The organism is Streptosporangium sp. NPDC049046 (assembly GCF_040649155.1).
Classification (GTDB): domain Bacteria; phylum Actinomycetota; class Actinomycetes; order Streptosporangiales; family Streptosporangiaceae; genus Streptosporangium.
Genome location: NZ_JBEZEZ010000025.1, coordinates 24272 through 47984 on the forward strand (window position 1 = coordinate 24272; position 23713 = coordinate 47984).

General features: G+C 68.7%; 23 protein-coding genes. 13 read left to right on the forward strand and 10 right to left on the reverse strand.

Annotated features, from left to right (window positions below; all coding sequences use genetic code 11):
- The first annotated feature begins 31 nt into the window (after positions 1-31).
- From AB0B96_RS30060 to AB0B96_RS30075, 4 genes are read left to right on the forward strand one after another with little or no spacing between them, the layout of a single operon-like run.
- Positions 32-958 (forward strand): hypothetical protein, encoded by a 927-nt coding sequence (locus tag AB0B96_RS30060; RefSeq protein ID WP_362904007.1) that lies wholly within the window; start codon positions 32-34, stop codon positions 956-958.
- Complete coding sequence (locus AB0B96_RS30065) at positions 942-2972, forward strand: hypothetical protein (RefSeq protein ID WP_362904008.1); 2031 nt, start codon at positions 942-944, stop codon at positions 2970-2972. The genes AB0B96_RS30060 and AB0B96_RS30065 overlap by 17 nt, the downstream gene beginning before the upstream one ends.
- Complete coding sequence (locus tag AB0B96_RS30070; protein ID WP_362904010.1) at positions 2969-4093, forward strand: hypothetical protein; 1125 nt, start codon at positions 2969-2971, stop codon at positions 4091-4093. Before AB0B96_RS30065 ends, AB0B96_RS30070 begins: the two co-directional genes overlap by 4 nt.
- Positions 4086-5420, forward strand: coding sequence for a DUF4407 domain-containing protein (locus AB0B96_RS30075; protein WP_362904012.1), 1335 nt, complete (start codon positions 4086-4088; stop codon positions 5418-5420). The genes AB0B96_RS30070 and AB0B96_RS30075 overlap by 8 nt, the downstream gene beginning before the upstream one ends.
- 143 nt (positions 5421-5563) lie before the next feature.
- Here AB0B96_RS30075 and AB0B96_RS30080 read toward each other — a convergent pair whose 3' ends face one another.
- Positions 5564-6097, reverse strand: a complete 534-nt coding sequence (locus AB0B96_RS30080) for a hypothetical protein (protein ID WP_362904014.1) — start codon at positions 6095-6097, stop codon at positions 5564-5566.
- A 198-nt stretch (positions 6098-6295) separates the two neighbouring features.
- Between AB0B96_RS30080 and AB0B96_RS30085 the strand changes: the two genes are divergently transcribed.
- Positions 6296-7399, forward strand: a complete 1104-nt coding sequence (locus tag AB0B96_RS30085) for a hypothetical protein (RefSeq protein WP_362904016.1) — start codon at positions 6296-6298, stop codon at positions 7397-7399.
- Positions 7400-7601: 202 nt separating this feature from the next.
- On the opposite strand, the gene AB0B96_RS30090 is transcribed toward AB0B96_RS30085, so the two are convergent.
- Positions 7602-8081, reverse strand: a complete 480-nt coding sequence (locus AB0B96_RS30090; protein ID WP_362904018.1) for a DUF2231 domain-containing protein — start codon at positions 8079-8081, stop codon at positions 7602-7604.
- A gap of 131 nt (positions 8082-8212) precedes the next feature.
- The gene (locus AB0B96_RS30095; RefSeq protein WP_362904020.1) at positions 8213-9181 is read right to left on the reverse strand and encodes a ferritin family protein; all 969 of its coding nucleotides are present in this window, start codon (positions 9179-9181) and stop codon (positions 8213-8215) included.
- A 568-nt stretch (positions 9182-9749) separates the two neighbouring features.
- Between AB0B96_RS30095 and AB0B96_RS30100 the strand changes: the two genes are divergently transcribed.
- From AB0B96_RS30100 to AB0B96_RS30115, 4 genes are all read left to right on the forward strand, one after another.
- Complete coding sequence (locus AB0B96_RS30100) at positions 9750-10274, forward strand: DUF305 domain-containing protein (RefSeq protein WP_362904022.1); 525 nt, start codon at positions 9750-9752, stop codon at positions 10272-10274.
- A gap of 290 nt (positions 10275-10564) precedes the next feature.
- Positions 10565-11809 carry an RNA ligase RtcB family protein gene (locus AB0B96_RS30105; protein WP_362904024.1) on the forward strand — a complete coding sequence of 415 codons (1245 nt, stop codon included), beginning with the start codon at positions 10565-10567 and terminating at the stop codon, positions 11807-11809.
- Positions 11806-12429 (forward strand): peptide chain release factor H, encoded by a 624-nt coding sequence (gene prfH, locus AB0B96_RS30110; protein ID WP_362904026.1) that lies wholly within the window; start codon positions 11806-11808, stop codon positions 12427-12429. The genes AB0B96_RS30105 and prfH overlap by 4 nt, the downstream gene beginning before the upstream one ends.
- Positions 12426-13076 carry an MOSC domain-containing protein gene (locus AB0B96_RS30115; protein WP_362904028.1) on the forward strand — a complete coding sequence of 217 codons (651 nt, stop codon included), beginning with the start codon at positions 12426-12428 and terminating at the stop codon, positions 13074-13076. The genes prfH and AB0B96_RS30115 overlap by 4 nt, the downstream gene beginning before the upstream one ends.
- A 261-nt stretch (positions 13077-13337) precedes the next feature.
- Here the strand turns inward: AB0B96_RS30115 and AB0B96_RS30120 are convergent, their stop codons facing one another.
- The gene (locus AB0B96_RS30120; protein WP_362904030.1) at positions 13338-13520 is read right to left on the reverse strand and encodes a hypothetical protein; all 183 of its coding nucleotides are present in this window, start codon (positions 13518-13520) and stop codon (positions 13338-13340) included.
- Positions 13521-13790: 270 nt separating this feature from the next.
- On the opposite strand from AB0B96_RS30120, the gene AB0B96_RS30125 reads away from it, so the two are divergent.
- The 3 genes from AB0B96_RS30125 to AB0B96_RS30135 all read left to right on the forward strand — a co-directional run bounded on the left by AB0B96_RS30125 (position 13791) and on the right by AB0B96_RS30135 (position 16784).
- Positions 13791-14636, forward strand: a complete 846-nt coding sequence (locus AB0B96_RS30125) for a peptidoglycan-binding protein (protein ID WP_362904032.1) — start codon at positions 13791-13793, stop codon at positions 14634-14636.
- A 237-nt stretch (positions 14637-14873) separates the two neighbouring features.
- On the forward strand, positions 14874-15776 hold the full coding sequence (locus AB0B96_RS30130; protein WP_362904034.1) for a peptidase inhibitor family I36 protein: 903 nt from the start codon (positions 14874-14876) through the stop codon (positions 15774-15776).
- Between the two features lie 57 nt (positions 15777-15833).
- The gene (locus tag AB0B96_RS30135) at positions 15834-16784 is read left to right on the forward strand and encodes a SpoIID/LytB domain-containing protein (RefSeq protein ID WP_362904036.1); all 951 of its coding nucleotides are present in this window, start codon (positions 15834-15836) and stop codon (positions 16782-16784) included.
- 166 nt (positions 16785-16950) lie between these two features.
- Here the strand turns inward: AB0B96_RS30135 and AB0B96_RS30140 are convergent, their stop codons facing one another.
- The 3 genes from AB0B96_RS30140 to AB0B96_RS30150 form a co-directional block, all read right to left on the reverse strand.
- Entirely contained in the window at positions 16951-17952 is a 1002-nt protein-coding gene (locus tag AB0B96_RS30140) for an NBR1-Ig-like domain-containing protein (RefSeq protein ID WP_362904038.1), read from the reverse strand.
- 328 nt (positions 17953-18280) lie between these two features.
- On the reverse strand, positions 18281-19159 hold the full coding sequence (locus AB0B96_RS30145; RefSeq protein WP_362904040.1) for a bile acid:sodium symporter family protein: 879 nt from the start codon (positions 19157-19159) through the stop codon (positions 18281-18283).
- Between the two features lie 383 nt (positions 19160-19542).
- Positions 19543-19716 carry a hypothetical protein gene (locus tag AB0B96_RS30150; RefSeq protein ID WP_362904042.1) on the reverse strand — a complete coding sequence of 58 codons (174 nt, stop codon included), beginning with the start codon at positions 19714-19716 and terminating at the stop codon, positions 19543-19545.
- A 261-nt stretch (positions 19717-19977) separates the two neighbouring features.
- Between AB0B96_RS30150 and AB0B96_RS30155 the strand changes: the two genes are divergently transcribed.
- Entirely contained in the window at positions 19978-21015 is a 1038-nt protein-coding gene (locus AB0B96_RS30155) for a transglycosylase SLT domain-containing protein (protein WP_362904044.1), read from the forward strand.
- A 152-nt stretch (positions 21016-21167) separates the two neighbouring features.
- Here AB0B96_RS30155 and AB0B96_RS30160 read toward each other — a convergent pair whose 3' ends face one another.
- From AB0B96_RS30160 to AB0B96_RS30170, 3 genes are all read right to left on the reverse strand, one after another.
- A complete protein-coding gene (locus tag AB0B96_RS30160; protein ID WP_362904046.1) occupies positions 21168-21539 on the reverse strand; it encodes an STAS domain-containing protein in 372 nt (123 codons plus the stop codon).
- A 102-nt stretch (positions 21540-21641) separates the two neighbouring features.
- Positions 21642-22235 carry a GNAT family N-acetyltransferase gene (locus AB0B96_RS30165; RefSeq protein WP_362904048.1) on the reverse strand — a complete coding sequence of 198 codons (594 nt, stop codon included), beginning with the start codon at positions 22233-22235 and terminating at the stop codon, positions 21642-21644.
- Positions 22232-23704 (reverse strand): APC family permease, encoded by a 1473-nt coding sequence (locus AB0B96_RS30170; protein WP_362904050.1) that lies wholly within the window; start codon positions 23702-23704, stop codon positions 22232-22234. Before AB0B96_RS30170 ends, AB0B96_RS30165 begins: the two co-directional genes overlap by 4 nt.
- Between the last annotated feature and the right edge of the window lie 9 nt (positions 23705-23713).

A 23713-nucleotide genomic window follows, 5' to 3' on the forward strand; every position in this document is an offset into this window, starting at 1 on the left:
TGGATCTTTCTCGCAACCACAAGGTGACGTGATGTTCGATTCTGATTTCAGCCGCCGCCTGGTCATGGCGGTCGACGCGGAGGGATACGGCCGCGGCGACGACCTACGGCACGACTCGATCCAGTCGGGCCTGGCCCAGGTCATGGACCGTGGCGCACGAGAGGCCGGCCTGCGGCGCGAGACCTGGGCCCGCCAGGAGGCCGGCGACGGCGAGGTCATCGTCATCCCCGAGAGGGAGGGCGAGCTTCGGGTCGTCGACGACCTGGTCCACCGGGTGCGCAAGGCGCTCCACGACCACAACCGCGAACGCCGAGACGACGCCCGCCTGCGGATACGCGTCGCGATCGGCCACGGCGTCGTGAAACGCGGCGCGATGGGCTTCGTCGGCCAGGTCGTGGTGACCACCGCCCGGCTGCTCGACGCGGAGGCCGCCCGTACCGCCCTGCAGGTGAACCCGCGCGCCGACCTGGTGCTGATCCTCACCGATCGGCTCTACGAGGACGTCGTCCGACAGCTCCACACCTCCTACCGGCCGGAGGCGTTCACCCGGCTGGAAGTACCGACCAAGGAACGCACCGAGATCGCCTGGATGTGGATTCCTTCCGAAGACCTGGCTCAGAGAGGAACTCTCGACATGGACAACCTTCCCGAGGTCGCCGACACCCTGTGGGCTCTCATCGCCGGGGGTGCCATCGAGCGTCTCGGCGCCTACGGCACCGAGACCGGCCTGGGCGGAGCACGCAGACTGCTCGCGAAGATCAAGAAATTCCGGTCCGAGCAGGGCCAACCGGCCGCCCCGGAGTCGCGGGACGACCTGCTGGAGTCCCTGGAGAAGCTGGTGCGGGCCGACCCCACCGCGAAGAAGTTCGCGCAGCAGTTCAACGCCGAGCAGATGACCGTGAACATGATCACCGCTCCCATCTCCGGGGAGGAGATCAACTTTGGTATCCGAAACTGATTCGCCGCCCGACGGCGTCCTGATCGGCGAGGCGGCCACGTCGGTGGATCTGACCGATCAGGCCGAGGCGACGGACGAGGGCTTCGCGCAGGTCTCCCAGCTCCAGACCGTCATCAACCACATTCACGGCAACGTGGGAGACGCCTCATTCGGCATCTCGGGTGCTCGCCCCAGGTCCCGCCGCACCTCGGGACCCGTGTCCGCCGACGAGATGGCGGAGACCCGCACCCGCCACGTGCGCCACACCACCTACGAGGCCGCCGCCGAACAGCTGGGCAGATGCAACCTGGTGGCCCTGATCGGCACTGCCGGCACCGGCCGCCGGACGGCGGCGCTCAACCTGCTTCAGGACTTCGTCGCGGAACGGCGCGAGGTGGTGGAACTCAGCCCGGCCTACACGCTGGAGAAGCTGGCCGCCCGCGAATACCGGAAAGCCCACGGCTACCTGCTGTGCGACTGGCCCAAGGACGACGTCGAAGGAAACATCGCCGACTTCCACGTACGGGAGATCAGGCGCCGGGTGCGCGACGCCGGGGCCTACCTGGTGATCACGGCGACGGCGACCTCGCTGCCGGAGGGAGACCGGATCGCCTGGCGCCCGCCGCCGGCCCGTGACGTCCTGCTGGCTCACCGGGTGGCGCCCGAGGTCGCCGACGAGGCGGCCGCACAGATCACCGCCGACCACGCCATGGCCGACGTGGTGACACTCGCGCGCGATCTGGCGTCGGGGATTTCGCTGGACGACGCGCTCGACAGGCTGGAGTCGGCCGGGCGGCGCGATGTGGTCGCCTGGTTCGACGGCCCGCGTACTCGGGGGGAACTTTTCGAGATGGCCGCCATGGCCTTCACCGCCGGCCTTCCCGAAGCCGGCTTCGAGTCGCTGCTCGCCCGGCTGGAGTCGATCGCCGGTATCGGCGCCGAGGGGGCGGTCACCGTTTCCGCGGACGATCCGATGCCGAGCCGCCGCCTGCTCCGGGTGGCGGAGGGCTCCCTTTTCAGCCTGTCGCCGGGGCGCAGGCTGGAGTTCAGGGTCCCGAGTCATCGAACGCACGTGATGCGGGAGCTGTACCGGCGGCACGGCATGCGGTTGTGGGAGCCGGTCACCGAATGGCTCCATGAGTGCGCGGCTCTCCGCGACCCGAGCGCACAGGCGGAGATCGCCAGGGGGGTGGCGGTTCTCGCCTCCGTCTCGGACTACTCGTACGTCGAGAGTGCTTTTCTCACCCCGTGGGCCCGTGGAAGAGGCGTGATGCGCAGCCAGGCCACCGCCGCGATGGCCATCTCGTGGCTGTGCCTGGACGAGACGACCCGTCCGGAGGTGCTGCGTACCGTCAGCTCGTGGACGAGGGCGTCCGCCGCCAGACCCAAGTTCACCGCCACCCTCGCCTGGTCCGGTGAGCTGGGCATCCGGTTCCCGCTGGAGGCGGTCCGGATGCTCTGGATACAGATCAGGGGCAGTGAGAAGCCCGTCCGGCACGCGGAGATCGCGCTCGCCCGTCTGTTCGCGGCGTTGACCGAGGCCACCGGCAACGCCCTGCCGATGCTCGACTGGCTGGCCCGCCAGATCGGCAACGACAGACGGATCGGCCGTGCGGTCGATCCGCTGATCCGGGCGATCCTGAGTGTCCTGTCGGCTCGCGCGGACGGCGTCGGGACTCCCACGGTCACCGTTCATCTGCGTAGTTGCCCTGCCTCCGCCGTCCCGCTCGCCAAGCTCTGGTCCGCGGTTCTCGTCAAGCGTCCTCACCGCAAGGACGCGCTGGTCGCCCTGTACGACGCCGTCTGCGCCTTCGACGACCGCGACGGCGACGACCGCGACCGGGTCCACGCCCTGTTCGCGGCGCTCGTGGAGGCGCTCCCCGCGAAGGAACGGCCACTGCTCGCCCATGACCTGCGGCGTTATGCCATCTCCCGCGACACCGACGAGAACCGGCTGGAGATTCTCCTGTCGCTGCTCCGGGTCTTCCTGAGCCCGGCTGTTCTGTCCCTCGACACCATCGGAAAGCGTCCATGACTTACCCCGTGATCAGCCAGGTCTCCCTTGATCCTGTCGCCAGGCAAGGGTTCCTGAGCAAACCCCGGCGGCCGATCTCCAGCCTCCCCCGCCAGCTTCCGCACCAGCGGCTCGTCTTCGAGTACGACGGCACGTTCGTGCTGGGCGACCGGCGGTTGCACGGCGACGAACCGCACGTGCTGCACGCAGCCAGCGTCAGCGTCGTGGACGTGACCAAGGATCACCCCACCACGATCCGGGTGCCGATCAACTCCTCCGGCGCCCACGACTTCACCGTCTCGATCCACTTCCGCTGCACGGTCGACGAGCCGATCGAGGTGGTGCGCGCCGGTCTGACCGACGTCACCGAGCACCTGGTCACCTACGTCCAGGCCTACCACAAGCTCTTCGAACTCGGCCGCGGCCACGGGCTGCACGAGGTTCACGAGTTGTGGACGCTCGTGCACGCCCAGGTGAAGGCGTACACGACCGTGGTGCCCTGTGTGCTGCCCGGCATGACGGCAGAGTTCTCCGGCCTCAACGTGCACGCCCCCGACGAGATCGCCCAGGGGCGGCGACACTACGAGACCAGCCTGCACAACATCCGGGGCGAACACGGCCTCCGTGACGTCAAACGCAAGCTCGATCGTGACTACGAGCTCGACGAGCAGGATTACCTGCACACCAAGGGCCACAGCGCGAACGACTTCACCCGGCAGGAGGCGGCCCTCGACCGGGATCAGCAGATCACCGAGGCCAAGAAGATCAGGGACCTCCTCAACAGCGGTCCCGGCGCCGCCGACGGCCTGTACGTCACCGTTCCCGGTCTCAGCGGACAGCAGATCGCCGAACGTTACGCCGCGCTGGGCGACCGGGAGTACAGCGCCACCCAGCGCGGAATCCAGCAGGAACACGAGTTGCAGGTCGTTCAGGCCCGTGCCCGGGCCGATGTCGTCCGGGCGGCGATCGCCCAGGGCCTGTTCAACGAGACGACCGGCAAGGAGCTGCTCGCCACCTTCGACGAGGTCGAGCCGGAGGCGGAGGTGAGAGACCTCGAAAGGCCCGCTTACGAGGCCCAGGCCGAGGTGACGGCAGGCGACAACGACGACGACTTCTTCATGGAGGAGGACGTCCGTGGTTGACATCCTCCACGGTCCCAAGGCGGCCCAGCAGCACAGACGACACCCCCGGCGTCGGGAGAGGCCCGATCTCGGGAGGTTCTTCCGGCGGTTCACCGGAGTCGACGAGAAAATCCTCGCGAGCGTTCCTCAGGAACGCTCCCGCTACACCAGTCTCGGCGGAATCGTGGCCAGCACCGCGCTCATAGCGGGCGCCTCCCTGCTGGGCGCGCTGACCCTGATTTTTTCGGCGTCTCCGTTGTATCTGTTGCCGGTGGCGGCGCTGTGGGGCCTGAACATCGCCAACATCGACCGGTTTCTGATCACCAGCCTCGCCGGTGACAGCGACGGCTGGTCCCGCTGGGGCAACCTGCTGGTCCGGCTCGCCGTCGCCCTCGCCATCGGCGTCTTCATCGCCGAGCCGCTGACCCTCAAGATCTTTCAGGAACGGCTCGACCGGCAGATCATGGCGGAACGCGACCAGGTGATCAGCATGACGGAGAGCCGGTACAAACAGTGCAACCCCCTTAAGGGACCGGATCCCAGAGGTGTCGACTGCGCCGATTTCGTCCTCGACGGCGGCGACCGGGCATTCGCCGTCGAAGACAACATGACGCGGCAGCAGAGCATCCTCAAGGCCGCGGAGGATCGGCTGGCAGCGGACATCAAGGAGCATAGGAAGCTGGAGAAACGCCACGACCTGGAATGTTTCAGCGACCGCAAGGTCCCGAACTGGACCACGGGCGTGGCCGGCAACGGACCCGAGTGCAAGATTCGAAAGAACGAGCTCGACACCTTCCTCGCCAACCATGACATCCCCCGGCAACAGACGGAGGTGGCGAAACTCAGGGCGAAGCTCGGTTCTCTCGCGGCCGATCGCGCCAGTGCGGAAACGGAACGCGCGGCGGTAATCAGCAAGAAGATCACCGAGCGCGTCGAGGAGAAGAAACGGACCTACACCCACATCGGCCTGCTTGAACGATGGGAGGCATTGGGCACGGTCGCAGCGCAGAGCGGCATGGTCAACTTCGCCCACTGGTTGTTGCGCGTCATCTTCGTGCTGCTCGACTGCATGCCGATCATCTCGAAGATGCTGAACGGCAAGACCGAGTACGACCGCCTTCTCACCCAGGAGCTGCGCGCGGGCTCGGCCTGCCACGAGGCCGAACTGAACTTCACCACCCGGCAGAGGACCGGCGAGTACGAGATCAAACTGCGCGAGGAAGAGCGCCGGTTGAAAGCCGCACGCGGCCGGATCGACCGGGATCAGCGCGTGGACGAGGCTTCCAAGGACGAAGAGATCGACCGCCTCGCCCGTACCTTCATGAGCTCGATGCCCGCACATCGATGAGGACCGGAAACTCCACCCCCTCGACCGCGGCCCCTTCTTCGGACACCACGGGTCACTTCCTGGGGCGACGTGTCCTTCGGTCAGCCGGTACGAGGCCGGGTTCGCCGGACCGTCGGGGACCGCCGTCGTGCGTTCCCGCCCCTCTAGAGATAGAAGATCGCCAGAACGGTGAGGCCGATGCCCAGGGCTATGAAGGCCGGCGTCCTGGGCTGTCGGGCGGCTTCCTTCCGTGAGGAGATCACCAGCACGGCGCCCACCGCCACCGCGACCAGCAGGTGCAGGCCGTACCAGACGGGGATGGGCGGTTTCCCGAGGCTGGTGCCCGACAGCAGGTCGTCAGCGGCTCCGTAACCGGAGAGTCCGGCGAGCAGGCCCAGGCCCAGTGCCGCGAAGGCGTGTCGGAGCCGGCCGAGCAGGACCCAGAAGATTGTTCCCAGGACGAGCAGGACCGAGGAGGTATGGTGCAGTTGCCGGACGAGCAGGCCACCGCGCACGTCGAAGCTGAGGTTCAGGAGCGAGTCGTAGGCGGCACTCATGGGAATGCCCCGAAAGGGCTCGTAAGGACCGCTGTAGATCACCGTCTGACCGCTGGGCACGTAGAAGAAGGCCAGGAACCCTCCGGTCAGCAGAACGGCCACAAAACAGTAGACCAGCATCTCGCCCACCAGTTGCCTCACGCGCTCCATTCGGCATATTTCACCACATCGGATAAGCGTCGGCTCGGCGACAAGGAACATCGGTGCGAGGAGGACCGGAGTTCGGAAACTCACTGACGAGGTTTCAGTGGCATCGGCGGAATTTCCGAACTCGTTCTTCTTAAGGTGTGTTTGTCGTTTTATGTCACGCCGGTCCGGCGGAAAGGGGAACGGACGCGGGTGAAGCACCGTTTCCGCGTGATGGCGGTCGTGCTGCTGATGGGAGTCTGCGCCTGCGGGCCCGCCGTACCGCCGTCGGCCACCGAGGAGCAGGCTCCGATCCTCCCTTCCGGAGTCGGCCTTCCGGAGACGCCCCCGCCCGTCCCCCCTCCCGTTCTGAAGGCGGAAACGCCTTTCGCGCGGGTCTATCGGCGGGCCAGGATCCTGTGGATCCCCACCAAGGACACGATGTCCCGCTCCGTCGTCGGTGCCCTGCCCGACGGGCGGCTCATCGTCCGCAGGTTCTCCCGCTACCTCCCGTACCTCGACCACGTCGACATCCTCGACCCCGCCACCGGCCGCAGCACGCTGCTGCAGCGCAAGAACAGGGAGTCGTACACCGTCGCCGCGGCGGCGCACGGCACCCGCGTGGTGAAGGTCCTCGGAAACGACGAGCCGGGCGGATGGATTCTCGAGGTCACCGACATGCGCACCGGCCTGACCCGGCAGATGCTGAACACCTGGGGCGTTCCCGGGGGACACTGCGGGACCGGCTGGCGATACCCCGTCGACCTGCAGTTCCATCGGGGTGAGCTCTACTTCTCCAGATGCGTCACCGGCGCCACCGGAGACGTGGGCGTCTACCGCATGGGGCCCGGCGACAGGACTCCACGGCTCTGGCTGCGCGGACTGTACGACATCGTCTGGGAGGGCGACACCTTCCTCGCGAGGTCCCCTGTCGTGGCGGACTCGTCGGATCCGGGGGAGTTCACCGGCTCGCCGCCGGCCCGCCACGGCCTGGACGGGGCCGGGCGCGGCGCTCCCGATCCGGCCTCGTACATCGCCCGGGTGGGCAGGAACCGGGACAGCCTGGAGTACGACGACGGCACCATCGCCGGCCTGAGCCCGAATGCCAGGAACATCGGCATCTCGCGGCACGGGCGCTTCGCGGCGTGGCGTGAGGGCGGGGCCGGATGGCTTCTCGACGCACGGACACGGACCGCGGTGCGCCTACCGGGCCGGGAAACGGATGAGGTGAGGATCTCCAATGCCCGGTACCTCCAGTGGAAGACGGCGGACGGCTACCACGTCCTGGACCTGGCGACCCTGAACAGCCGGGGTTGAGCGTCCTCGTCTCCGGCGGAAACCGGAGCCGGACCGTACGGCCGGGCTCTCGGCAGGAAAGCCCTCCTCTTTTTCGTCGGGGACGATGCCACAGCACTGGAAGTCGATGTGGAAAACAAGCGACCGAGATTTCCCCGGTTGCCGAACTCGGGAGCCTGATGGCCCGGCGCCGAGGTCCGGGCCACCGGGGGACCTCAGGAACTCACTTGCTCCAGACGCTCTCGGCTCCGCTGTGGCCCGCCCGGACCATGGCGACGGTGCCTCCCACACCGCCGACCAGGGCGAGGATCACCAGGACGATCATCGCACCGGTGTACCACCGCGGTCGCGTGACGGCGCCTTCGCGGGGTGAGTTCCTGCCGTGTCCCATGAACCGGGTCGCCAGGGAGAGGCCCAGCGCGGCCAGCCAGAGCACGATGGCGAACGGCAGCACCTGCTCGCCCTGCTCCTCGTGGGCCTCGATGAGCGCGTTCTCCCCGACCGTGTCCGCCAACGTCTCGCCGCTGCTGATCGACAGCGGCACGGCGATCAGCGCGACGGTGGCGACGAACAGCACCGCTGGCCACAACCGCCGCGCCGCCGCGGGCCAGAACGCCATCAAGATGGTGCCGAGCGCCGCGAGCGGCAGGCACACGACGGCGGCGTGCACGACCAGCGGGTGCAGCGGCAGGCCGAAGAACATGTCCGTCTCCTGTCTCGCGCGACGCCGGGTGCCGGATCGCGACCGGTGAGGAGCGCCGATGGCCGCGGGCGGTGCCGGCGGCCATGACTTCTGTGGCCTCCGGCGTCAAGCGGCCGGAGCCCGTCATCTCCTCACTGTGAGTCCGCCGCCGGAGGCTGCTCGGGCTGCTCGGGAAGCCGATCCAGCTCTCGCTGGAAGGCGCGGGCGTGTCCGGCCTCGTCCTCGGCGTTGTTCGAGAAGCGGGCGGCCGCCTGGCTGTCGCCCGCCGCCTCGGCTCGCTTGGCGAAGGTCGGGTACATGGTCCGGGACTCGTACTGTTCGCCGGCGATGGCCTTGGTCAGGTTGGCGCGCGTGTCGCCGACCAGCCCGGCCAGCTTCGCCTCAGCGGCGAAGTGCTCGTGCAGCTCCACGTCGGAGGTGCCGCGGAACAGTTTCGCCACGGCCGGGTCCTTGGCGTGCTCGGCGTACTGCTGATATTTGGCGTACGCGAGCCCCTCACCGTGCAGGGCCGCGTCCAGATCGGCCTTGGTCTGTTGTGCGCGGACCTCGGGCGGTCCCTGCGGGACCCGAACCTTGTCGGCCTTCGGCGGCTTCGGCACCGTACCCTCGCCGGACTCGACGGCGCGCAGCGCGGCCTCGAACGCCCGCGCGTGCCTGCCTTCGTCGCGGGCGGCCTCCGAGAAGCGGGCGGCCGCCCGGTTGTCGCCGCCTGCCTTGGCCTGCCGCGCGAAACCGGGATACATCTGCCGGGACTCGTAGGTCTCCCCGGCCACCGCGGCACGCAGGTTCTCGGCGTCGCTGCCGACCAGGCCGCTCAGCTGGGCCTCCTCCTTGAAGTGTTCGCCCAGTTCGACGTTGGCGGTGCGCTCGAACAGGCGGGCCACCGACGGCAGCCTCTCCCGCTGGGCCTGGGCCGCGTACAGGCGGTAGGAGGCGTTGGCGAACGCCTCACCGCGCATCGACTGTTCGAGGTCCTTCTGGGTTTGCGGGCTCGGTGGGTCCACCGGTGAGGCGGAAGCGGCGAGCGCGCCGCCGACGGGCACGCTCAGAGCGACGGTGAACGCGCCGGTGACGACTGCGCGTGCGAACGAGGTGATCATTTCGACCTCCCGCCTGGTGCGGCTGTTTCCTGCCATCAGGAGAGGACTTACCTGGAGCGGGTGGTCGGTAACGGTCGTCCTGGCAAAGCCAGGTGAAGCATGCGGGCCGAACGCAAAGAGTGCCCCATGCGCGGGGCGAAGCACCTTCGGGGGGCGTACGCCGACGACTCTGCGTGACGCCGCCTGGACGAGCTCGTCTCCGGGAAATCCGAAGCCGAGTGCCGAGCATCCGGCCGTCGCGAAGGCCGACCCGAGCGGCGCCAGGGGATTCGGCCTGCGGTCGGGGCCCACGTGAAGGGTGCGCGGCTCCGGACGGACACTCAGGGCCGACGGACCTGCACGTCGGCCGGTCAGGGCAGCGAGGTTACCGTGGAGGTCAGGTGTCGAATCGGCCTTAGGGGGACGCATGAAGCGACGCTCCATGAAGACCGTGATGGCCGCCGGGGCATTCCTCGCCGCCATCACCACGGGGTCGGGGTCCACTGCGGCGGCCATGGCATCTCCACCGATGCCGTCCCCGAGTCCTTCTCCTACGGGTCCGCAGCCGACATGCCCGGGCATGGGGCAGATGCATCCCGTTACCAACGAGTACGACTACCTGTCGCAGATGGTGCCGCACCACGAGGACGCCATCATCGCTGCCCGGCAACTACAGCGTTCCAACAGGCCCGAGATGCGACAGCTCGGGCAGTCCATCGTCACCACGCAGACTGCCGAGGTCGGCAGGATGAAAGGGTGGCTGGAGCGGTGGTACCGGCAGAGCCCCGCGCCGAGCCCGAGCGGGACCACGATGCCGGACCTGTCGGGGCTTTCTGGAGATCAGCTCGACAGGACGTTCCTGCAGTACATGATCCGGCACCACATGATGGCGATCATGATGTCGCAACAGCTCCTCATCCACGGTGAGGTGCGGCACGCCGAGGTCGCCGCCTTCGCCCGCGAGGTGCGCGACGACCAGTGGGCGGAGGTCCGCACGATGCGGCAATACCTCGCCCGGTGGTTCGGGGAGCAGAACAGGCCCTGCATCCCGCACATGCCCGGCATGACGCCAGGGCCTCACATGTCTGGCATGCCGGGCATGACGCCGGGGTGAGATGCTCCGCGATTCATGGACCGTGTCCAGATGAGGTGCCGCCTGCTCTGGGAGTAAGAACCACAAGCCGGGTCTCACCTGGGCCGGCCGAAGAAGGGCGGCCGAAAATCGTTTGCCTCGTGTGGTGGGGGTCCGGGAACGTGGTGTTCATGACGCTCTGAGAGACAGCACCCCTGCGCTCCGAGATGCCACGGCGCTCCCCCGCGCCGTGATCCCGACCGCCCCTCCGGATCCTGATAACCCCCCTCCTGGATCCTGACAACCTCCTCCCGAGGGAAACGAGCCTCTTTTTGTCTCAGCAACGCTCCCGGCAGGAGTCCCCGCTGCCGCTCACCACGGACACCACGGATGCCGGGGACACCATGAACACCAAGGACACCAGGGACAACGCGGCCACCGGGTCGGCCACCGTCGCCGTGTTCGCCTCCCCCGCGAGCTGGATCGAGTCCGACGCCCTCGCGCAGTGCCACCAGGTGGCCGCCCTCGACGGCATGACGCACGTCGCCGCCATGCCGGACCTGCACCCCGGCAAGGGCGCGCCCATCGGGGCCGCCATGACGTCGACCGTGCTGTATCCGTTCCTGGTGGGCTCCGACATCGGGTGCGGCATCGCCGTGTTCCCCATGAGGCTCAGGCGGGCCGTGCCGGAGAAGCTCGCCGCCCGGTTCCCCGATCTCGATCGCGCGCTGGATCCCGAGCGGGATGCCGACGACCCGGCCTGGGCCGTGCTGAAGGGCGAGATTCCCGCCGGTCACGTCGAGGGTCTCGGGACGGTCGGCCGAGGCAATCACTTCGTCGAACTGGCGCGGATCGACACCGTCTTCGAGCCGGACCACGCGAGCCGGCTCGGGCTCGCCGCCGGCGACCTGGTTCTCATCGTGCACAGCGGTTCCCGAGGGTTGGGCGAGCGCATCCTGCGGGCGCACACCGAGGTCCACGGCGCGGGTCCCGCGCCTGATCCCGGCGCCTACCTGGCGATGCACGACGACGCCGTACGCTGGGGGTCGCTCAACCGGCGGTTGATGGCCGCCCGGGTCGCCCACGCCCTGGGGGCCGAGCCCACCGAGCCGCTCGTCGACGAGTGCCACAACCTGGTCGAGGTCCGTGACGGGATCTACCTGCACCGCAAGGGGGCGGCACGGGGTGACGGCCGCGACGTGCTCATCGCCGGTACGCGGGGCACCCCCTCCTACCTCGTGGCCGCCCACGCCGGGCCGGACGCCGGTCATTCCGTCGCGCACGGCGCGGGTCGCAAGATGTCGCGGGCGGACGCCCTGCGCCGGGGCCGGGCCAAGCACACGGTCGAGGAGCTGCGCCGTACGCCGGTGGGGTCGCTGGTGGTGTGCGGAGACCGCCAGCTGCTCTTCGAGGAGGCGCCGACGGCCTACAAGCGCATCGAGCAGGTGATCGCCGATCTCGTTCACCATGACCTGGCCACGCCCGTGGCCACCACGGTTCCGCTCGTCACCTACAAGACGCCCGACCTCGGGCCCGCCTCCCAGCGGGACCGGCGCCGCGAGCGGGGGCGGCGATGAGCGTCCACCTGCTCCTGTCGGCCGGGCGTGGTCCGCAGGAGTGCGCCTGGGCGCTGGCCCGGCTGCTGCGCCGCCTGGAGGCCGACGCCACCCGGCAGAACGTGGAGATCCGCCGGGTCGAGAGCGTTCCCGGTGAGCGGCCGGACACCTACCGGTCGGTCCTGATCGAGATCTCGGGAGCCGGCGCCGAGGCGTTCGCCGCCTCGTGGACCGGGACGCTGTGCTGGCAGGCCCCCAGCCCGTACCGGACCAGCACGAGCCGGAAGAACTGGTACGTCATCGCACAACCGTGCCAGGTCGACACCCCGCGCACGACGTTCAGGGAAGCGGACGTCGACGTCGTCGCCTGCCGCACCGGCGGCCCCGGCGGTCAACATCGCAACAAGGCGAGCACGGCGGTGCGGGCGACCCACCGGCCCTCGGGGATCGTCGTCGTGGTCGACACCGAGCGGCAGTTCGGCCTCAACCGCCGCATCGCGATGCGGCTGCTGCGGCAGCGCATCGAGGACGGCGACTCGGCGGCGGAGCGCGCCGCCGTCACCGGCCGTTGGCGCATCCACGACGAACTCGTACGCGGCAATCCCACTCGTGTCGAACGTCTGGAAAAATCGCCGTCATGAAGCTGCTCTCCGTCAACATCGGCCGGCCTCGCCCCAACCCGTGGAAGGAGTCGGAGTCCACGGGCATCGACAAGCGGCCCGTCGACGGCCCGGTCGCCGTCACCGCCCCCGGCCCCAAGGGCACCGGCGCGGTCGGCCTCGCCGGTGACCGGGTCTATGACGTGAAGCATCACGGTGGTTCCGACCAGGCCGTCTACGCCTACGCCCGCGAGGATCTCGACGAGTGGGAGTCCGAGTTCGGCAGGTCGCTCTCGAACGGGGTCTTCGGGGAGAACCTCACGACCTTGGGGCTGGACGTCAACGGCGCCCTGATCGGTGAGCGTTGGCGGATCGGGCCGAACCTCGTCCTGGAGGTGACGTGCCCGCGCATCCCGTGCGCGACGTTCCAGGGGTGGCTGGAGCGCGAAGGCTGGATCAAGCGGTTCACACAGGCCGTCCGGCCGGGCGCCTACCTGCGCGTGATCGAGCCCGGTGAGATCCGCACCGACGACCCGGTCGAGATCGTGCGTCGTCCCGACCACGACGTGACCGTCGCGCTCGTCTTCCGTGCGATGACCCTGGAGCCGAAGCTGCTGCCGCGACTGCTCGTCGCCGACGCGCTGCCGGAGAAGGACATGGAAATGGTCCGCCGACGCACCAACGCGTAGGCGCCGGTTTCAGGGGATCACCTCGTAAGCGGGCAGCCGCCCTCTCTATCGCCTTCGCCCTTCTTCCGCCTTCGCGGCGGTGACAGCTTCCCCTTTACGAGCGTGACGGCCTCCGCCCTTCGCGGCGGCGACAGGTGATCGTCCGCTGTATCGGTCCCGTACGCGTCACCGGCCCGTCGTGGACCGGCCCGGTGGTCGCTACCCGGGCCTCTCCCATCGTCACGTTCGAGTGCCGAGAGTGCTGCCGGACACCCGGCGGTCTCACCGTGTGACGCATACCTTGCACGGTGTCTTTCCTTCCGCCTCGGCGTCCGCGACGCTCACGCTCCTGATCCGGTGGATGTCGAACCCCAGGGCTTCGCCGCCCTGCTGCCCGGCTCGCAGAGCCCAGCACTCGGAGGCGTGGTATCGCTCACCGGTATCGGTGACGAGGACTTCGGTCATGGCATTCCTTACGGGAGGCGAGCGCGTGGCCGCTGTACGGCCGTGTTGTCCTGCCTGGTCACTGCCCTGCGCGACCGCTGTACGGCCACGTTGTCCTGCTCGGATACTGCCCCGCGCGGTCGCGGGCCACGCGTCGGATCGCCTGTCAGCCCTGTAAGGAAGCCCTTCGAACAGGCTGACAACACGATCTCGTTGTGGACAACGCGAGCGATCCGAAACTGTGGATCCCGCCGCAGAAATCCCCTCCAGTGTCCGAAACCAGGAGAACCCATGAAGCTGCCCTCATCCGCCGCCGCCCTCGTGGTGGCCGCCCTGTTCGCCCCCTTGACGGGAGCGTCCGGGGTGTCGGCGGCACAGGCGGCCGACGCGAGGGTCCTTCCGAGCGTGAACATGGAAGCCACCCTCAAGGCGGCCCAGATCGACCCGCGACGGCCTGACGACACGCTGACCCCGGGGGCGAAGGCGAGCGTGCTCCTCGTCGAGCGGGCGCTGCGCGACCGGCGCCTGCTCGATTCCAAGTGGGTGGACGGTTACTTCGGCAGCACGACGGTCGCCGCCTTCGCGAAGTTCCAGCGGTCGCTCGGCTTCACCGGTCTCGCCGCCAACGGCCTGCCGGGCAAGGCGTCGCTCACCAAGCTCGGGGCCGGCCGCTTCAAGGTCACCAACGTCGTCGGGCCGGGGGGCCGGGTGTCGTTCGGCGGGGGCGTCGTCAACACCCGCACGCGGAGCATGCTGGTCGAGGCGAATCGGCTGCTCGGCCGCGATCTCGTGCTGTTGCAGGGGTCGTACAACCGGGGCGGGGACCCCACGTCCGCGGGTACCCACGACGGCGGGGGCGCCGTGGACATCTCGGTCAAGGGGATGAGCTCCGCCACCCGTACCGCGGCCGTCCGCGCGTTGCGACGGGTCGGCTTCGCGGCATGGCTGCGCAGTCCCGCTCAGGCCGACTGGCCGTGGCACATCCACGCGGTCGCCATCAACGACACCGACCTCTCCGGCCAGGCCCAGAACCAGGTCGGCGACTACTACCTCGGCCTGAACGGGCTCTCCGGCCGTGGTCCCGACGACGGCCCGAAGGTGGCCATCCGCACCTGGGAGGAGTACCGGCGTCGCTGACCATCCAAAACCCCGACCGCGCGGACACCCGGACCGCACGCCCCCCGGAGCCGCACACAGCCCCGGGCTCCCCGGAGCCGCACACAGCCCCGGGCTCCCCGAGCCACACGCATTCCACCCCGTACACACCTCAAGGCCGCACCCCCGGGCCACATCTCAGGCCCCCACCAGGCCGTACCGACACCTCAGGCCGTACAGGACACCCCAGGCCGCACAGACACAAGGAGAAAGAACAGCATGAGAACGCGTAACAGGATCCTCGCCGCCGTGGCCTCCGCGATGGTGCTCGGCGGAACGGCCGTCGCCGTCGCCCCGCCCGCCTCGGCCGCCGACCGCAACGGCGTCTGTGAGACCGGCGAGTTCTGCTACTACTTCAACAGCAACAACCAGGGGTCGGTCTCCGACTTCACCGGATCCGTCAACGACTACGGCACCAAGCAGCCCTCCTGCTTCGACTACAAGGGACCCGGCAACGGCAAGGGCAAGTGCATCAAGAACGCCGCCGCCTCCGTCTGGAACCGCACCTCCAAAACCGTCCGGGTCCATTTCAACAGCAATTACGGCGGCAGCGTCTACCAGGACTTCAAGCCCGGCGCGAAGGGCAACCTCAAGCCCGGTCTCAAGAACGAGAACGCCTCGCACCAGTTCAGCCCGTCGTCGTCGTCACCGGGGCGGGTCAACCTGTCGTCCGCGCTGTACAAGACCAGCGGCGGATACATCAGCTGCGCCTTCGACGGTTACACCAGCACCCCCGGCCGGCACGAGGGCATCGACTTCTACCGCGGCATCGGCACGAACGTCCACTCCCTGGTGAACGGTCAGATCATCCACCTCGCACGCGGGGCCAACGGCGGCTCGGGGCTCTCCACGATCTCCATCTACAACGCCTCGTCGAACAGGACGGTCATCTACCTGCACTCCGCTCCGCGCTCCTCCCTGCGCGTGGGCCAGCAGGTCTCGCGCGGCCAGCTCATCGCCAACGAGGCGTGGCGCGGGGTTTCGTCCAGCGGGGCCGCGCACACCCACGTCGAGGTGCGTCCCGGACGGCAGAAGCTCGCCGCCAAGAGCGTCGGCGACCCGGTCCTGAGCAACCCGAACCCGACCTCGTTCTGGGTCTCCCAGGGCTACAACCTCCGCTGAGCGCGGCACGGCTCTCGATTTTCGATGAAGACGACGATGAAGAAGAGGAAGGCGACCGTGTCCGCACGAACCGCACGGCCGATCTCGCGACTCGCCGCCGTGGCCTCCGCGATGGTGCTCGGCGGAACGGTGCTCGCCGTCGCACCGCCCGCCTCGGCCGCCGGCCGTAACGGTGTCTGCGAGAGCGGCGAGTTCTGTTACTACTTCAACAGCAACAACCAGGGGTCGGTCTCCGACTTCACCGGATCCATCGGTGACTACGGCACCAAGCAACCCTCCTGCTTCGACTACAAGGGACCCGGAAACGGCAAGGGCAAGTGCATCAAGAACGCCGCCGCCTCCGTCTGGAACCGCACCTCCAAAACCGTCCGGGTCCACTACAACAGCAACCACGCCGGTAGCACCTACCAGGACTTCAAGCCCGGCGCGAAGGGCAACCTCAAGCCCGCGCTCAAGAACCAGAACGCCTCGCACCGGCTGATGGGCTCCTCGTCGCCGAACCACTGCAAGACCGACGGCACGCACAGCAGGATGCCCACGACGATCCTCGTCTACCGCAAGTCCCTCAACCGCGTGGACCGGGTGCCGTTCAAGACCTACATCAAGAACGTCCTGCCCAACGAGTGGCCGTCGTACTGGCCGAAGGAGTCTCTCAGGGCCGGGGCGATCGCCGTCAAGAACTTCGGCTGGTACTGGGCGCTGAACTCGGCGAGCAGGACGCCGAGCGGCGAGTGCTACGACGTCTCCGACCACACGTCCAGCCAGGTGTACAAGCCCGGCTCCGCGACGGCGGCGACGAACGCCGCGGTGGACGCGACGTGGGGCACCCGGTTGACGCGCAACGGGAAGATCTTCAGGGCCCAGTACTGCGCGACGACGACGGCGTGCGGCCACTGGGTCACCGGTGACTGGATGTCACAGACCGGCTCCCGCGACAAGAGCAAGGCGGGCTGGAGCCACTCCAGGATCCTCAAGTCCTACTACAGGGGGATCGTTCTCGGTTCTTGACCTCTTTCGAAGACCTCCCCCGCGTTCCCCGCCGTGCGTCGCACGGCGGGGAACGGGCGTTCGGTCCTGGGCGTCCAGGGCGTCGTCCCGATGCGGCCAGCGGGCTTGGAGGCCGGTCGATCGACGGATCGGCCCCGGTGGGAGGTGCTCACCTCCATCGTCTCCGTCAGTCGACGATGATCTGGAAGTTGAGCGGCCGGCCTCCGGGGAACGCGACCCGTCCGGAACCGTCCATCATCTTGAACCGCACGTAGCACAGGCCCGGGTTTCTCGGCGTGGTGATCTCGGTCCGGATGTCGACGATCTCTCCGGGTCGGGTGTCCTTGATCGGCACGTCGGAGATGGTCTGGCATTGATCGGGCTGCTGCGGGAGGTCGAGGCGGCGCAGCGTGTATCCCTTCCATGGCACGGTCCCGGCGTTCTTGATCCGCCACACCTTGGTCCTGGTCCGGCCGGGGCCGACGCTCGTGCAGTCGGGGAGCGTGATGTCCCCGATGAACACCGCGGAATCCCCCTCGTTCGCGGGCGGATCGTACGGCGGGTTGGTCGGGACCACCGGGCAGTCGGTCGCCGCCAGCAATGCCCTCGACGGGCTGCCCGACGGGGCCGGGCCGCGATCGTCGTTCCCGGAGTCACGGTTGACGGCCACCGCGATGAGAACCGCCGTCCCCACACCGACGGCCGCCGTCGCGAGCGCCGCCGCTGCCGGGCGGGGCAGCCGGAATCGCCCTCGGCCTCGGGGAGTGTGGGAGACCTGCCGGGCGTCGCCCACGATCTCGCCGGGCGGTGGCGGCGGAGTCGTCGTGGGTACGGGTGCCTGAGTCTCACCGGCCGCCGGTGGAACGTACGACCCGACGACGATGCGCATGGAGCGATCTTCCGCGGCTGCCGCGGTTTCAGGGGTCGCCGCGGCTTCCCCGCCCTCCGGGGCGGGGACCGCGAGCCCACCGGGCGGACCGGCCACCGGGGGGCCGACGCGGTTCGCAGGATCTCCGGCGCTCACCGACCTGACCGCCAGGTTCGCCCTCTCCCAGCGTTCGCGGTACGCGGCCGGGTCCGCGCCGCACGCCTTGACGAACTCGACGGTGGTCTCCCAGCTCGGGAGCCGGTTGCCTTTCGTGGCTTCGTGCAGTGTCGTGTGTGAGATCGCCCCCGACCGACCGGACATCTCCCGAAAAGGTGGGTTGCCGACAGATTTGCGAAGTTCTCGCAGAGCCGTCGCGAAGCCCTCGATCGCCTTCACCCGTGCAGGCATGTCATCCACCGGAGTGAAGCTAACAGCGCCCACGGTGTTTACTCAAGCTTGACCCCACGGCGACGGGGGAAGTAAGGCGGCCGGTCTCGATGCCGCTCAGCACCAGGTAGGTGCCCCACAACGTGGTCCGGCCGTCCCGCTCCTCCTGCCGGATCGGCTCCCGTCGATCGGGTCGTCACTCCTACGCCCCGGCGCACCGGTGGCGTACCGAACCGGCGCCGCCTTCACCGAGCCGGCCGCGTCAGGGGCGTGCCTCGTCGTACGGAACCTGGGTGGTACGGGACGACCTGAGGAGGAATCCGGCCGCGGCGGCGGTGAAGAACATCAGCACGCCGTAGGTGGCGGCGGGGATCGCCATCTGGGTGTTGTTCAGCAGCGTGAGCGCGACCGCGATGGACAGCGTGGCGTTGTGGATGCCGATCTCCATGCAGGAGGCGACGGCCTGGCTGCGCTCGATCCTGGCCAGGCGCGGCACCCAGTAGCCGATGGCCAGGCTGATCACGCTGAACAGCAGTGTGATCAGGCCGACCGAACGGATGTAGTCGCCGAGGTTGTCCAGCTCCTGCAGCAGGGCGCCGAGGATCACCAGGACCAGGATGACGGCGGAGGCGATCTTCACGGGGGTGTTCATCCGCTCGGCGAAGCGCGGCACCCACGCCCGGACCGCCATGCCGATCGCGACGGGGACGAGCACGATCGCGACCACCTGGACGGTCTTGTCGAACTGCAGGCCCAGCGCGGCGGAGTCGGCGGCGAAGTAGTTCAGCGACAGGTTGGTGACCAGCGGCAGCGTGACGACGGCGAGCACGGAGTTGATCGCGGTGAGCGTGACGTTGAGCGCGACGTCGCCGCCGAACAGGTGACTGTAGAGATTCGCCGTGGTCCCGCCGGGAGAGGCGGCCAGAAGCATCATGCCCACGGCGAGCGCGGGCGGCAGGTCGAAGGCGAGCACCAGGCCGAAGCAGATCACCGGCAGCAGCAGGACCTGGCAGACGAGCGCGACCACGGTGGCCTTGGGATAGGCGGCGACACGGCGGAAGTCGGCGATCGTGAGGCTCAGACCGAGACCGAACATGATGATCGCGAGGGCGATGGGCAGGAAGACACCGGCAAGGGCCATGGGGGGTGGTCCTCTTTCCTCTTTTTTTCCTCGGATTTCCTGGGACGTCTCCTCGGGGCGGGGCGGGGCGGAGTCGGCGTGGCGGGATCCGGTCATCGCGGGCGACGCCTGCGCGGCGTCCGCGATGTCACGGAAGATCGGGGAAGGTGACCGCGCCCACTCCCGCGGAGACGGTACGGACAGGGGGCACGGTGCGGGGTGGGTCCAATGATCACTCACATCTCGGGATAACGCCAGGAAAGAACCCAGATCTAACCGGATGCGTGTTCAAGTAGTGATCGTTCGATTTCGCGGGCCGGTTCTCGCTTCATCCTGCTTCGGCGAGACGGGGAAGGGTCGAGGTGCCGTGCGGAACGACCTGACGAGACGCGCGGTTCGTCGCCTTACCGGTCGGTGTTGTCCGGAGTAGCCGGAGCGTCGGACCGCTCGGTCGGCTTGATCGGCTCGGGCGACTCCGGTGACTCGGATGGCTCGGACGGCTTGATCAGCTCGATCGGTCCGGGTGGCAAAAGTCGATCTTCAATCACGGTTGCCGCGACGACGCCGACCAACGTCATGATCGCTAAGACTGATCCGAACAAGATTCCTCCCAGCACCGGCCCCATGTCTCCCCCAACAAGCCATATGTGCTGCTTCCCTCACATATCAGGATTATTCGGACATGGTTCGTGAAAATAGGGCTGTTCGGCTTACCGGATCAGGACCAAAGTCCTCCGGCGCAGGTCAGAAAGGTGATCGTGACGTGATGGCCGCGTCCGCCGACCGTCGCGGGCCGCATCGGGAGGACGGGAGGTCGTCGCTCGGGTACGTTGGGGCCGGTGAACGATCAGCACGCGGACCGGTCGCGTGGGAAGCCGGTGGTCGCCTCTCTCGTCGGTCTGGTCCTCGCGATCTCCGGCTGCGCCACCTCGCAGAGCGCCGCCTCACAGGATGCCGCCGCACAGGGCTCCACCTCCCAGGGGACCTCCCCGAACACCGCCTCCCAGGGCGCCCCCTCGGGGAGCACCGCCCCACCGGCCGCTCCCGGCCAGGAGACGGCGTCACCGGCGGAGGAGTCCTCGCAGCAGACGCCGCCCGCGGGTCAGGTGCCCACTCCGCCCTCCCCGAAGGCGGCGATCCCCACCGACCCGGCGCGACTGGCCCGTTCCCTGACCACGACCACCGCGGAGCTCCGGCGCGCCATCGACGCCTGGCGGCGCGACGGCGATCCCGGCAAGGGAGAACCCCCCGAGCCGGTGGTGCTGCTCGCCCTGCACCAGCAGCGGATCTACCGCTACCTCGTCCTCAACCCGCAGGTCGCCGCCCGCACCTACGCCAAGTTGCCGAAGGCCCTGGCCGGGCAGGCGAAGGACAACGTGACGGCCGGCCGGGATCTGCGCTCCCTCGTCCGGCCCATCAGCGGGGCGGTGAAGTTCCGTGTCCAGCCGCCCAAGCCCGCCGACTTCCTGCTCGGTCACTTCCGGTACGCCGAGAAGCGGTTCAGCGTGGAGTGGGAGGTGCTGGCGGCGGTGATGTTCGTCGAGACCAAGTTCGGCCGCGTACGGTCACCGAGCCACACGGGCGCCAAGGGCCCCATGCAGTTCATGCCGAGAACGTGGGACGCCTACGGGATGGGCGGTGACATCCAGGACACCCGCGACTCCCTGCTCGCCGCGGCGAACTATCTTCGCGCGTCGGGGGCACCGCGCGACTACCGGCGCGCGCTGTACGCCTACAACCACTCCCAGGCGTACGTCAACGCGGTGCTGCTGCACGCGCGCCAGATCAAGCAGGACATCAGAAACTACTACGCCTACTACAACTGGCAGGTGTTCGTGGTGACCACCCGTGGAGATCGCCGCCTCACCGGCCCCTGACCTCGCCCCCGCGCCGCGCACCCCGCGCCATATGCCCGTGCAGGACGCGGGTCTTCACGGTGACCGTCCGTGGAGACCTCTGTCCTTCACGGACCGTGCCCCGCGCCGCGTACCGGTGCGGATCTTCGAGCCCCGGCGGAGCGAAGAGTGAATCACTCCTGGGGGAGCAGGTCGGCGACGGCCTGTTCGATGTCGTCGCGCACCTCGAAGTGGGACAGCAGGCCGGTACGCAGCAGCAGGTGCGCCAGCCCGTCGGGGAGGCCCACCAGGACGAGCCGGCCGGTGGCGGTGTCCTGGACGCGCTGCCGGGTCTGAGCCAGCACCCCCAGGGCGGTGGAGTCGTAGAAGGCCAGCTGCGACAGCTCCAGCACGAGGCGGGGGCCGTCGCTCATCGCCCAGACCTCGCCGACGTGTTGGGCGAGCGTGGACGCGGTGATGAAGTCCAGGTGCCCGCCGACCTCCAGCACGCTGCAGTGCCCCCGATGGGTCGCCCGTACCCACAGTGCCTGACCGTGGTGATCCACTCAGCCCTCCCTGACCCCGTACCGTTGGTGGACCCCCGCGATACCCCGATCAACAGCGGCGATACCCTCCACCACGGTTTCAAACCCGCGGGGGTCCCACGGTCAGGGGTTCGGCGGGCGCCACATCGGATACATCGGCGGGCCGCCGGGCATGAGGATCGGGTCGCCGAGGTCCTGGTAGCCGTGGCGCAGATAGAGCCTGCGGCTGTCGAGGCTGCTCGCCTCCAGGTACGCCGGTGTCCCCTCCTCGTCGAGCCCTCGGTGGTACTCCTCGAGCAGCCGGGTCCCGGTCTTCCGCCTCTGGTGTCCGGGGAGCACGGCGAGGAACGCCAGATAGTGGTGCGGGTCGTGGGGGTGGCGTTTGTCCATCTCCTCCCCCATCAGTTCGATGCGCTCGGCGTGGGGACCGGCGAACGACTCGACCCGGGCGGCCCGGTCGGGGATCTCCGGGAGCGGCTCGACCCCCTTGTGGAACCACACGGCGACGGCGGACATGTCGGCCGTCGCGAGGACCTCGCCGTGGGCGAGGGCGCTCTCGCTGGTCATGGCGAAGAAGGGGGGCATCACCCGGCGGCGGTCGTCGTCCGACGGGATCATCCAGGCGGAGATCTCCTGCTCGTGGAAGGAGGTGGCGATGATCGCGCCGATGGTCTCCGCGGCTCCCGGCGTGTTCGGGACGCGAATGATCTCGGTCATTCGTTGCCCTTCACGGCCGCCTGGGCGCCGAGCCCGATGTTGGCGTACACGTTCGGCTTGCTGGACCGCAGGGCGAGCCCCCACATGACGCCGAATCCCGCGGCGACGAAGTAGATGGCGGGCATGATCCAGCGGAGCGGGGAGTCGGAGGCCACGCCGAGCACGGTGTCGAAGTTGAGCATGACGAGCACGATGACGACGAACAGCAGGACGGAGGAGATGACCGGGGCGATCCGGGTCCGCCAGGCGTTCTCCGGGGCGGGATTCCTGGCGAAGTAGGCGAATACCGAGACCGAGGTGGCCGCCAGCATCATGAGCAGTCCCAGGCCGCCGAACGATCCGACGGTGAAGAACAGCTGGATGACCGGGTCCAGGCCGAAGAACGCGTAGATGACGATCGTGGCCAGTCCGATGATGCTCTGCGCCACCGAGCCGTTGACCGGGGCACCGGTCCGCGGGGAGGTGCGGCCGAAGGCCGCGGGCAGGACCCGCTCCCTGCCGAGGGCGAAGATGTAGCGGGAGATCGTGTTGTGGAAGGCGATCAGCGCGGCGAAGAGGCTCGTCACGAACAGGAGGCCGCCGAGGGTGGCGATGGTCGCCCCGAGGTGCTGCCCGGCCAGGTTGAACAGGAGGTTCGAACTCTGCTCGCGGGTGGCCTCGACGATCTTGTCCGAGCCGACCGGCACGGTCATCGCCCACGACGACAGGGCGTAGAGGCCGGAGATGACGGCGAGCGCGATGTAGGTCGCGATCGGCACCGTGCGCCTCGGGTCCTTGGTCTCCTCGGAGAACACCACCGACGACTCGAAGCCCGCGAAGGAGGCGATGCAGATCGCGACCACCGCTCCGATGCCGGGGACGAAGAGGTTCGCCGGGTTGAAGACGTCGAGGCTGTAGCCGGAGGCCGCCGGGTTGATCAGGTCGGCGATGTCGAACAGCACGACGATGGCGATCTCCGTCAGCAGCAGGACCGAGAGCACCTTTCCGTTCACGTCGACCCGCATCAGCCCGAGCACCCCGGTCAGCACCCAGGCGACCAGCCCGATGACCCACCAGGGCGGGGAGCTGCCGAACCAGTCGGCGATCAGCGGTTCGCCCGCCGCGCCGATCATGCCGTAGAGGCCGACCTGGAGCGCGTTGTAGGCGAGCAGCGCGACCCAGGCGGTCGCCACTCCCAGCGGCCGGCCGAGTCCTTTCGCGGTGTACGCGTAGAACGCCCCGGCGTTGACGACGTATCGGGCCATCGTCACGTACCCGACGGCGAACAGGCCCAGGATGGCTCCGAGCAGGATGAAGGCGAGCGGGACGCCGATCACGCCGGTCGCGGCGTAGGCGGCGGTCACCGAGCCGCCGATGACGGTCAGCGGCGCCGCCGCCGAGATGACGAAGAACACCACGGAGGGTACGCCGAGGCGGTCCTGGGCGAGCGCCTCGGAAACGGCGCTCACCCTGCGTTCTGTCACGGACATGGGGGGATT